An 11,815-nucleotide genomic window follows, 5' to 3' on the forward strand; every position below is an offset into this window, starting at 1 on the left:
TATTCTTTGGGATTAGAATAAGGTGAAGAGAATAAGGTATATTTACGGAAGTTTTTTTAAAAAGTATAAAACTCACCTATGATACAATCGATGACTGGCTTCGGCCAAGTAGCAATAGAAAATGAGCAATTCAGTGCTTCTATCGAAATTAAGACACTTAATTCGAAGAATGCTGATTGCAATATTAAAATGTCATCAACTTTTTCAGACAAGGAAATTGAGTTAAGAAATTTATTGAGTTCAAAACTTCAAAGAGGTAAAATTCTTCTGATCTTGAATTATGTTTCTAAACGTTCTGAGAGTTTAACGGCTTCTTTAAACACTGAAGTGATAAAAAGCTATTACAACAGCTTGAAAAGCATTTCTGAAGATTTAGATACTGATTCAAATAACCTTCTGGAAATTGTGATGAACATGCCGGAAGTCTTCTCTAAAGAAAATCAGGAAGATATTACTAAAGAAGATTGGCCTGTTATTCAGGAAGGTATTTTAGAAGCAATTAATAAAACAATTGAATTCAGAACTGTAGAAGGTGCAGCCTTGGAGAAAGCTTTAAGAGGTGCAATTGTAAACATCACTGATTATCTTGAGAAAGTAATAGAATTAGACCCTCAAAGAATTGAGCGTTTGAAGGAAAGATTGAGAAATCAGATTGCTGAGTTTGAAAACAACGAGAACTTTGATGCCAATAGATTTGAACAGGAATTGATTTTCTATATTGAGAAATTAGATATCAATGAGGAAAAAGTAAGATTGTCTCAACACTTGAAATACTTTATTCAGACTCTTGAGCAACCAAAATCTAACGGTAAAAAATTAGGTTTCATTTCTCAGGAAATTGGAAGGGAAATTAATACCATCGGTTCTAAAGCCAACGATGTTGATATTCAGAAAATTGTAGTGAATATGAAAGACGAGTTGGAGAAAATCAAAGAACAGAACTTGAATATTTTATAAGGTCAGATTGAAATTTTACAAAAACGACCTAAAGAAAAAGGCATTATTCTATCACGCAGAATAATGCCTTTTTTATGCTTAAAAGCATTTTGAAACATTTCTAAGCGTTTCCTTTACGGATCGCCTGTTCCCATTTCCATGCTGACTCCATCATAATATCAATGCCACTCTCAGCTTTCCAACCTAAAATTTCATTGGCAATGGTCGTATCAGCCCAAATCTGCTCCACATCCCCTTCTCTGCGGTCTACAATTTTATAATTCACAGGAATGTCATTTACTTTTTCAAAAGCATTGATCACTTCCAAAACAGATGATCCAGTACCTGTTCCTAAATTGAAGAACTCATACCCCTCTTCGTTTTTGTTTTCCAACAAGCGTTCTGCCGCAATAATATGTGCTTTTGCTAAATCTACAACATGAATGTAATCACGAATAGCTGAACCATCAGGCGTATTATAATCATCACCGAATACTGAAAGTTGCTCTCTTAAACCAATGGCTGTTTGTGTAATGAATGGCACAAGGTTTTGAGGTACTCCCTTTGGTAATTCACCAATTAATGCTGATGAATGTGCGCCCACTGGATTAAAATAACGAAGAGCAATGGCTTTTATTTCTGAAAATGCCTTTACGGTATCTCTCAAAATTTCTTCACAAATCTGTTTTGTATTGCCATAGGGCGACTCTGCTGGCTGTACTTTAGCAGACTCTGTTACAGGCAAATCTTCTGGCTGACCATACACAGTACAAGAAGAAGAAAATACCATATTGGCTACTTTGTGCTTCTTCATGCTGTTAAGCAAATTGATTAGCGAACAGATATTGTTTTGATAATATTTCAATGGCTCATTAACAGACTCTCCTACGGCTTTAAATGCGGCAAAGTGAATGACTGAACCGATATTGGGATATTTTTCAAATAAAGCTTCTACACCACTTTCGTTCACTAAATTCAGCTCCTCAAAAAATGGTCGCCTCCCAGTAATTTTTTCTATTCTATCTACAACTTCAATTTCTGAGTTGGATAAATCATCAACTATTACTACTTCATAACCTTGGTTTTGAAGCTCAACAACTGTATGAGAACCGATATATCCGGTTCCTCCTGTGACTAATACTTGATTTTTTGACATCTTATTTAATAATTATTTTTGGCTTAGAACAATAATCTAACTTAAAAAGTACTGATTTAATTCACTTTTACCTTAAAGGTTTTATAATATTCTTCGGTAGATACTCTTAATAATAAATATTGTCCTCTATGACTGGCAGGCACATTTAAAAGTTCTATTGACTTCTCATTCGAAGACTTTTGGCTTTGGAGCATTTGCCCTGCCATCGTAAACCATGTGAATTCCAGTTCAATATTTTTTAATTTCGAAGGAAGTTCAACTTTTATAATTGTATCATTTACTGGATTCGGGTATACTTTCACCTTTTTGAACAAGCTTTCATTTTCTTCTAAATCTGTAATCAACAAAGCCCTTTCATAATTAGGAATACCAAAACCATACAGACTATCCGGTGCAGATGCTTTATCTCCAGACCTTCTAAGCCTTGTGATAACGTCCATTGGCGTAGTGCCTTCTGGTAAAGCCTGTATTAATCCAGCACATAATGCTGCCATTTGAGGAGCAGAGAAAGATGTACCATTTGCTGTGCTTACTGTACCTGTTGACTTTACAACCCAAGCACCTTCACCAGCTGCCATTACATCAGGCTTGATTCTTCCGTCTGATGTTGGTCCAAAAGAACTCGTAATCGCTTTGTTCAAAGTAGTATTATTTACGGAACCTACCGTCAATACGAAAGGTGAATCAGCCGGGAAGGAGATTTTCTTCCAATATCCTGCCCCTTCATTTCCAGCAGATGAAACCACTAAAATTCCTTTTGTATAGGCATGATTAGCTCCTAAAGTGATCCAAGCTGTTTTACCATTTAAATCACTTTGAGTGTAATTCTGAGATGCATCATCAAAATCATAATATCCTAAAGAGCTTTGGATGATATCTACGCCAATCGAGTCTGCTCGTTCTGCAGCGGCTACCCACATCAACTCTTCAATTCTACTCTCATAAGATGTGTTTTCAGTACGGTACAAATAATAGGTCGCTTCTGGAGCACCTCCTACAAAACTGCCTTCATCATAAGCTGCCATGGTCGACAATACATCTGCCCCGTGATTATGATCATCTGCTACATTAGAGTTCTTAGAATAAAAATCGTACGCTTCCCCTAACTTCAGTTCATTGAAATACGGATTTGTAGTGTAATTTTTAAATCCGGCATCTAATACGGCAACATGAATTCCTTCACCTTTGTGTCCGTCCTTGTGCATTTTATCAATTCCTAAAAGCTCATTCTGCTGTTTTGCTTTACCATAATCGTAGGCCTCAGTTTTTTCATCCTCTTCGATCCCGCCCATTGTCTTATCTGACATGTTCATTACTTTCTCAACAGATGCAATTTTTTCGATCTCTGCCGTATTCGTATTACTGACAATCACGGCGTTGAACCATTTCAATGGATACCATATTGTTGCTCCAGTTGAAGCCACGGCATCGATATAGGATTGTACTACAGGTAAGTCTGATGAATCGATAGCGATATTCATCATTTCTCTTCTATTGATTGACGCTTCAGAAAGGTATTCTTCTGGATTAGATAGACTGAAGTTGGTAGGGTTTTTATCTTTGAATTGAACAAGATAAAATGTTTCCTGTGCTGAAAGCAACAGTGACAAATGAAATAGAATGGCGGTAAAAAGTGTCTTTTTCATAATTAAAAAAGTGCAATTTCTTTTTGATATTTTTAAGTATGCTGAATAATGGGATAAGTACTAATTAGAAGTTAATCAGTTTTTATTTGATAAGAAAAAACCTCTTTCTACAAAAATCATAGATCGAGGTTCATTCATATCTTATTTATTGCTACAAAAATACAATTTTTTATAACAACAAGCCTTTATATTTAATTTTTTAACCTCCAGATTTCTTTGCTTTGTAACCTGCTTCTTTGAGCAGCTCCATCACTTTGTCTCTGAAATCGCCTTGAATGATAATCTCGCCTTCTTTGGCACTTCCACCAACACCACATTTTGATTTCAATGTTTTGGCTAAAGCTTTTAAATCATCATCACTGCCTACAAAACCTGTCACAAGAGTAGCTGCTTTTCCTTTTCTATTTTTACGGTCCAACATTACTCTCAAGTCTTGTTGATTAGGAGGAAGTGTTTCTTCTTCGAAATCTGATTCCGTTTCATATTCATAATCAGGATCAGTACTGAACACCACTCCTAAGCGATCTTTCCAGTCGCCCCCATCATTATTGTTTTTTCTCCCCATGATTTCTGATTAATAAAGGTCGTCCAACTTTAATTTTAAATATTTACTTATTGCGAAGTATACACTCGATACAACCACTAAAGTTCCCAATAAGACGGCTAATATACAAATAAACCCAATATCTTTTGTGGAGATCAAGTACACAAGTTCCGGCATAGAAGAAAGGGCCGAAATAGCCACCAAAGCCACAAAGACGGATGCTATGCCTCCTCCTATTGCTCCTTGGATCGCTCCTCTCATTAGGAAAGGCTGCTTGATAAACATCTGAGTAGCCCCGACTAACTGCATAGAACGGATTAAAAAGCGTTGAGAGTAAAGTGCTAAACGGATAGAGTTATTGATCAGAATAACTGCCGTTGAGAAAAAGATCAGGGACAGTACAACCACCACTATACCAATTGTTCTCATATTACCTCTGATGTTCTGAAGCATACTCTTTGTATATACTACTTCGTAAACACCGGAGAGCGTTGAAAGCTCATGTTTTACATTTTCTAATGCACTGCTTTCTACTCCAACATCCACGCGTACTGCAAAAGCATCTCTCAGTGGATTTTCACCCAAAAAGCGGACAAAATCTTCTCCTGTAGATTCTATCATAATCTCCGCTGCTGACTCCTTACTGATAAACTGAGGAGGTTCTTCTTTAGAAACAAAAGAAAAGTTCTGAATCGCCGCCGATAAGCTTTCTTTATCTGACTCTGACAAGTCTTTTTCTAAGATCACCTGCATCTCTATGCCGCTTGAAAGTTTGTTGGCTAGTCTCTTTGTTGCAATTGCAAAAAGCCCAAACAATGCAATCATAAACAAAGCAGCAGATATACTGAATAATACGTTTGTATAGGGATAACTTCCAACGATTTTTTTCTTCATTGGTCTATAAAAAATTTTGCTTTTAGGGGATAATTTCAACGCATGACATGGCATTCCACATCATTTTTATGAAGATGAGAAGTCCAGCATGCTCTTAGTGGACCTATAGGCACACATTAGATTAACGACAAAATTGTGTAGTTCTTATTAAAATCCTCCATCAAAATCATATTATTTCATATTGATGGAGGATTTTTTTACCAATTAATTGGTGATTCGCCTCTCTCTTCTAAATATTGATTGGCTTGCTGGAACTGATGATTTCCAAAGAAACCTCTATGTGCTGATAATGGAGATGGGTGAACTGACTTTAAAACCAAATGTTTTTTGGGGTCAATCACTCTTCCTTTTTTCTGGGCATAAGAGCCCCATAGGAAAAATACCACACCTTCTTTCTCGTTCGCCACTTTTTCAATCACAGCGTCAGTAAATTGCTCCCACCCTTTATTCTGATGTGAACCTGCTTTGTGTGCCTCTACTGTAAGTGTAGCATTCAATAATAACACACCTTGATCCGCCCAACGTTCTAAATTGCCAGATGCGGGACGCGGTATACCTAAATCCGCTTCAATTTCCTTGAAAATATTGACCAAAGAAGGTGGTTGCTTAATTCCGTCACTTACTGAGAAACACAATCCATTAGCCTGTCCTTCTCCATGATAAGGATCTTGCCCCAAAATCACTACTTTCACCTTATCAAAAGAACAATGTTCAAAGGCATTGAAAATTTTACCTGCAGGAGGAAAAATTGTTTTTGTAGCATATTCTTGTTTTACAAACTCAACAAGATTTGCAAAGTAGGGCTGTTCAAACTCTGCTGTTAGTTTTTCTTTCCAGGATGATTCTATTCTTACTTCCATATAAAAAAAGGAGTTACTCTTTTCAAGTAACCCCAAGGTATAATTTTATGCTTTTACAATTTCAAATGACAATGCGGCTGCCAATTTTGCAGTACGCTTATCAATATCCAAACGAGGATTTAACTCAGCGATATCAGATGAAATCACCTTTCCGCTTTTGTATACTTTTTTGAACAATCTCATAAACGTAGGGTTGGGCTCTACTCCATTATACGCTGAAGCACTTACGCCAGGTGCATAGTGCGCTGCGAACACGTCCATACATGTTGTTTGATATACAAAATCTACGCTATCCAAAAATGCACTCAGTTTGTGTGTAGTACCCACTTTATCTGCTTCCGACAATCTACGTCCTGTAATATACTTTACGTTCAAATCGTTAGCCGTATCATAAAGTTTTTGAGTATTACTGTTTTTTTGGATACCAATCACCAAATAATTGAATGATCTGCTTTGTTCTTTCTGCTTTTGAGCGATCTGATAAAAAGGAGTTCCTGAGCTTGGCAAAGGATTTGGCTCCCTTAAATCAAAATGAGCATCAAAATTAATGATGCCTAATCGTTTACCAGGGTGCACCTTATTCATATAAGCGTTAACCCCTAAATAGTGAGCATAGGCAATCTCATGACCGCCACCCCACACTAATGGACGGTAGCCTTTTGTCAAGATCATTTCAATTACTTTTCCTAATGCCTCCTGAGCACCTTCCAAGTCTTCATCAGTACATTGGATATTCCCTAGATCTAAAAGGTGAACTGATTCAGGAAAATGAACTGGTAAATTGGCACTTACTTTTCTCATTTCGTAAGGTCCATCTACCGCTCCTACTCTTCCGTTGTTACGTTTTACACCTTCATCGCACATGAAACCAATAATAGCTACCCCTGTTTCACCTTCTTGTAAAGTTGGCATTTCTTCTTTTTCAAGATTCACTACTTGTACCTTCTGATGCCATCTAAAAACATCATACGTCTCACCATCTATTCTTCCGGTCCAGATTGAAGGGTTTGTTGCTAAGTATCTATGATCTATCATGTATTTATATATTGTATTTTTCTAATATTTTTTTTAATTCATCTAAAAAGATTTTTTAGTGCTCCACAAATTAACAAAAAGGTTGTTTAGGATAGAAAAATTATGTATATTAATTGCATTAACCCTTTCAAAAAGTTTAAATAACATCAACTCACAGTGCATACTAAAAAATTATTTTGGCTACTCCTCTAACCTAATTGTCTTATTGATAATAGAAGACACATTAAATTCCTTCACCCTCTACCTATCTCAGAAAAATATAATTATCCCATGAAAAAACTTTCTTATACATCCACTTTAGACGACGAACTCAACCAAGCCTCAACTGCTGATGAACTGGAAATTCCCCGCGACACCCCCGAGGAAGAAGTTGTAAACAGCATCACGCACGGAATTGCTGCATTAGGCAGTGCAATAGGATTAGCAATTTTACTGAACAGCATCGATACAAGTGACCCTAAATATATTATTTCTGCTATTCTTTTTGGCGGAAGTATGGTGATTTTGTTTACTTGTTCTACACTCCTTCATCTTCATTCTGATGACAACTACACCAAAACACTCGTAATTCTAGACCATTCTGCCATTTATTGGTTGATAGCCGGTACTTACACTCCTATGTGCTTAATTGAAATTCCAAACAGTGGCGGAACAGAACTCTTTATAGTCATATGGACCATCGCCATATTAGGTACAATTTTTAAAATGATTGTCGCTGACCGTTATCAATGGATATCTATTACACTTTATCTGCTGACAGGTTGGGTTGGTGTATTTGTATTCCCCGAAATGCTTGAGGCTTTAGGTGATGGAATGCAATGGATCATTGCCGGAGGATTAGCGTATACATTAGGCGTTCCGTTCTATTTATGGAGAAAATTAAGATATAATCATGCTGTGTGGCACATATTTGTAATGATTGGGGCTGGACTGATTTACTATGGTTACTATTTATACATCTTTTAGAAGATAAATTATAAACAATCACTTTCACCTCAGTTAATACAAAAGCCCTGTAATCTTGTAAATTACAGGGCTTCTTTATGCAGTTGCATTATATTATTTTTTCTCTTGAACAGACTTTCCTTTTTGAGAAGGAAGATTCCTAAACATTTTACGTTTGTGTCTGTAGTCCAGATAATATCCAATCATTGGGAAAACTGTACTCAGAGTGATGATAAATAATATCTTGTATATTAATCCTTCTCCTTGCATAGCGTTGAATTTTAGGTTTGTATATTACAAATATACATGACCAAAGTCACCTTTCAAATGTTTTTCAACTGTTTTTACCATGTATCATTTTTGATACTATATTTTTCTTATCTCTTAACTCTCCCATGATGATTCCTAAGAAATGAAGAAAGATAAAACTTACCAGGTAGTAAAGGGATAGTTTATGCATATCTTCCATTAAATCATGATCTCCTATATCGTAGATGATACTCATTCCTGTGATTAATGAACCTGCTATGCAGACATAAAAAATGAAGTAAACCCATCCTTCCATCTTTTCCTTAGCTGTAAGCTGTCCAGAAGAAAGAAAGTTTAACTTAAAGCCTTTTTCCTTGGCATTGACGATTAATCTTAATACGTATAAGCCTATTAATAAGTATCCTGCATTAATATGCCACTGCCACATATTTCCACGAATTGCTTTTGCCACTTTCATGGCTTGATCTTTTGAGATTTCTACATCAAAAGTTCCCAGATAATTTAAGATTACATCACGCATATAGTATTTACTCATCCAGTTTTCTCTTAGGAAAATAGTCATTAGAATAAATAACATTGTAAAAGCGATCAACCAATGTAATAGGCGATGAGATAGACTGAAGCTTTGATTAGTCATTGTGTTTAAAGAGTGATAAGTACTTTTCCAAAATCAAGCTCAACCGTTTTTTAAGATTCATTTTATGTTGACTTTCCTTAAAAATAAAACAACAGCATTGTTATTCAATTTTTAAGGCTGTGAATCCATCAAAACTACCCCAAAACAGCATTAAGCTATTTCTGACCAAGCACTTAAGTGATTAAAAAGTGTAAGTAATTACAATTCTACAAAATAAAAATGAGAATTTTCTTTGTAATTTATAAATACAGTACATCACTTATAACATACCAAATAGCGTTTTTTGGAAGGATTTATTATTTTTAATCTACACAATACAATTAAACACCCCTAGTATGAAACAGTTTTACCAAAAGAGTTTACTCATCACGCTTCTCTTTATCTGCCATTATTCTTTTGCTCAAATTCAAAATGACAATTATCCTTTACTAGCGAGTTTTTATGCACAGGGAGGAAATTTTGAAGATAAAATACAGCTTTATATCGTAGAATTCAGACATACCTCTGAAGTACAAGTCAGTGTTTCTTATGATAAAGTTTCAGGAGATCTGGTTTTAAAATTTATGGATAAAAGTGGCTCAGAACACCGTGAGGTTTTACATGGATATGTTCCTCAATATGATTCAAACACACCAAGTGTGATCACATTTTATAAAAAAGACGAAAAGAACAAATCCGTTTCTATTACCGAATACAATGGAGGACTTTCAGTAATCTGGAATGGAGAGGAATATCACATGACGTCATAAACCTGAATAAAATATTCAACAAAAAATTAGGGCTACTTCCTTTTAAAGAAGTAGCCCTAACTTATATAATCTTTCAAAATCCAAGCTTTGTTGTTACCTCAACTTGGACTCATAATATACGTTCAATTTTGATCTTTGATATTTTGCATCACCTGCATTACCATCTGCCCAAAGGATTCTTCCTTTATCAACGTCATAGAATGGCTTAATATCAATTACTCTCAGTGTTAACTGACCTGACAAGATGAAAGAAGCCATTGTCTGACCGTCTTTCTCGTAACCTAACATGTACTTGTAGGCCGCATCTCTCATGTACTTACCTCTTAAAGAAGCTAACTTTAAATTACGATCATCTGCTTCTCCTGAAGCTTGACCTCTACCTTCCAATGAGATTCTATACATTCGATCAGGATTTGCCGTTAAGTTCATCAAAAGTCTATCACAAATTGCATCTAACTGCTCTTTTTGCTCTTTTGAGAATAAAGACATTTTTGTCTCTCCAGCTCCGTATGTTTCAGAACTGTAAACAACTCCTATTGGTTGATTTCTTAATTTTTCCCCTACAGGTACTAAATTGTCATTGTATAAATTTACGCTCATTGGATTAATTTTTAAAGATTATAATTGAAAGAATCCGACTTAAAAAATCTATGTTTTTACCGTCTTGGTATTACAAAAGTATATAAACTCTACCAATTTACAAGAGTAATAGAAAATAAAATACACAAATCAATCATAACTCATTGATTTACAATTAATTTATTTGTCTGCTAATTTTCTAATTCTTCTGATTTCTTCTTGATAAACGTCTTCATTTCTCTTCATTTCTTCTTGCGTAGCTTGCATTTCCTCAAGGTTCTGACGCATCTCTTCTTCTTGGGATCTCATTTGTTCTGCTTGTTGCTGAGAAATGGCTAGTAACTGTTTTAATTTTTCAGAAGCTAATTTATTCAAAATAGTGATGGCTAAACTCTCACAAACTCTTGAAAGGAACTCCAATTTATATTCCTCCAGCACCTTGAAACTCGCAATCTCAATCACCCCTTCCACCTTATCATAGGCTTTCAGTGGATATATAGCTACAAATGAGGCTGTGATATCACCAAGTCCTGAACTGATATTGAGATAGCCTGAAGGTACATCTTTTAAAATAATAGGTTTTTTCTCCAGGAAGCACTGACCTATTAATCCTTCACCTTGCTCAATTTTATTAGAGTTCAAATATTTCTTACGGTCATAAGCATACACAGACTGTCTTCTTAAATAGTCACCTCTCTCCTTGTCTTCTACTCTAGAAAATACGGCCACTTGATTCAGTTCTAACACTCTGGCTAGGAAACTTGTAGATTGATCAATCAGATCATCTAAATTCTCTACGGTTCTTGTCAAATCATTGAACTCAGAAAGACATTGGGTAGTCCAAGTTCTTTGTTCATCTTCAATTTTTGTCACTTGAACCTTTTTCAGGACCTCTCTTAATTCTTTGTCTGATTTTTCTAGTTCTTCAGCTCTTTCAATACTTTCCTTGGTTAATCTCTCTGATTCTAAACGATAGCTCATTCTTTCTCTTTGCATCAAAAGCATCAGAATACCCATTCCGAAAATACCGATATAGGCCCCTCTTGTAGAATCTGGTTCATAAAGAGTTTCATAATCAATCATTGGGTCTACCAAAATATCTTCCAATTGGAACATAGAAAGTAAAAAACCCGACAAGATGATAAACAGTGACCACTGATATTTTTTCTCTCTTACATCAAAAATCAAAAACGGAATCAACAAGTGTACAACTCCAATGATGTAACCTGAAATTCTAGGGTTAGCATCTACTGGTGTTAAATAAGAATTATAAATGATCACTACACTCATCGGTATAATACATAAAATCACTCTCGAAATCTGGTACAGTCTGAGGTGATTAAAAGTGAGTACAATCAAATTACCCAAAATACCCATCAAAGGCCATTGCATCAGAACAGGGGCCTTCATAATGGAGAGAATAAGGTAAAAAATTTCAAAAAAGGTCAGATAAAACGCAAATTGATTGGTTGTAATTACTTTCTCTCTCGTAATTCCTTGAATGTTTTTATCTAAACCTATTGAAAATATCTGCTGAAAAATGTTCATATATAATCTTTTAAAC

General features: G+C 35.4%; 12 protein-coding genes. 3 read left to right on the plus strand and 9 right to left on the minus strand.

The window, feature by feature from the left end; genetic code table 11:
- Window positions 1-78 precede the first annotated feature (78 nt).
- Window positions 79-957, plus strand: coding sequence for a YicC/YloC family endoribonuclease (locus HHU12_RS01710; RefSeq protein ID WP_169654415.1), 879 nt, complete (start codon window positions 79-81; stop codon window positions 955-957).
- Between the two features lie 100 nt (window positions 958-1,057).
- On the opposite strand, the gene galE is transcribed toward HHU12_RS01710, so the two are convergent.
- From galE to hutG, 6 genes are all read right to left on the minus strand, one after another.
- Entirely contained in the window at window positions 1,058-2,092 is a 1,035-nt protein-coding gene (galE, locus tag HHU12_RS01715) for a UDP-glucose 4-epimerase GalE (protein WP_169654416.1), read from the minus strand.
- A gap of 56 nt (window positions 2,093-2,148) precedes the next feature.
- Complete coding sequence (locus HHU12_RS01720) at window positions 2,149-3,738, minus strand: S8 family peptidase (protein ID WP_169654417.1); 1,590 nt, start codon at window positions 3,736-3,738, stop codon at window positions 2,149-2,151.
- A 199-nt stretch (window positions 3,739-3,937) separates the two neighbouring features.
- Window positions 3,938-4,303 carry a translation initiation factor gene (locus HHU12_RS01725; protein WP_169654418.1) on the minus strand — a complete coding sequence of 122 codons (366 nt, stop codon included), beginning with the start codon at window positions 4,301-4,303 and terminating at the stop codon, window positions 3,938-3,940.
- A gap of 9 nt (window positions 4,304-4,312) precedes the next feature.
- Entirely contained in the window at window positions 4,313-5,176 is an 864-nt protein-coding gene (locus HHU12_RS01730) for a cell division protein FtsX (protein ID WP_169654419.1), read from the minus strand.
- A 197-nt stretch (window positions 5,177-5,373) separates the two neighbouring features.
- Window positions 5,374-6,036 carry a uracil-DNA glycosylase gene (ung, locus tag HHU12_RS01735; RefSeq protein ID WP_169654420.1) on the minus strand — a complete coding sequence of 221 codons (663 nt, stop codon included), beginning with the start codon at window positions 6,034-6,036 and terminating at the stop codon, window positions 5,374-5,376.
- A gap of 45 nt (window positions 6,037-6,081) precedes the next feature.
- Window positions 6,082-7,071, minus strand: a complete 990-nt coding sequence (hutG, locus tag HHU12_RS01740; protein WP_169654421.1) for a formimidoylglutamase — start codon at window positions 7,069-7,071, stop codon at window positions 6,082-6,084.
- A gap of 270 nt (window positions 7,072-7,341) precedes the next feature.
- Between hutG and trhA the strand changes: the two genes are divergently transcribed.
- Complete coding sequence (gene trhA, locus HHU12_RS01745) at window positions 7,342-8,037, plus strand: PAQR family membrane homeostasis protein TrhA (protein ID WP_169654422.1); 696 nt, start codon at window positions 7,342-7,344, stop codon at window positions 8,035-8,037.
- Between the two features lie 313 nt (window positions 8,038-8,350).
- Here the strand turns inward: trhA and HHU12_RS01750 are convergent, their stop codons facing one another.
- On the minus strand, window positions 8,351-8,923 hold the full coding sequence (locus HHU12_RS01750) for a cytochrome b/b6 domain-containing protein (RefSeq protein WP_169654423.1): 573 nt from the start codon (window positions 8,921-8,923) through the stop codon (window positions 8,351-8,353).
- 335 nt (window positions 8,924-9,258) lie between these two features.
- On the opposite strand from HHU12_RS01750, the gene HHU12_RS01755 reads away from it, so the two are divergent.
- Window positions 9,259-9,672: a hypothetical protein gene (locus HHU12_RS01755; protein WP_169654424.1), complete on the plus strand. Its 414-nt coding sequence runs from the start codon at window positions 9,259-9,261 to the stop codon at window positions 9,670-9,672.
- Between the two features lie 93 nt (window positions 9,673-9,765).
- Here the strand turns inward: HHU12_RS01755 and HHU12_RS01760 are convergent, their stop codons facing one another.
- Together HHU12_RS01760 and HHU12_RS01765 are read right to left on the minus strand one after the other, a co-directional pair.
- Entirely contained in the window at window positions 9,766-10,272 is a 507-nt protein-coding gene (locus tag HHU12_RS01760; protein WP_169654425.1) for a hypothetical protein, read from the minus strand.
- A 159-nt stretch (window positions 10,273-10,431) separates the two neighbouring features.
- Window positions 10,432-11,799: a GAF domain-containing protein gene (locus HHU12_RS01765; RefSeq protein WP_169654426.1), complete on the minus strand. Its 1,368-nt coding sequence runs from the start codon at window positions 11,797-11,799 to the stop codon at window positions 10,432-10,434.
- Window positions 11,800-11,815 lie beyond the last annotated feature (16 nt).

This window comes from Flammeovirga aprica JL-4 (genome assembly GCF_012844305.1).
In the GTDB taxonomy this organism is placed as follows: Bacteria; Bacteroidota; Bacteroidia; order Cytophagales; family Flammeovirgaceae; genus Flammeovirga; species Flammeovirga aprica.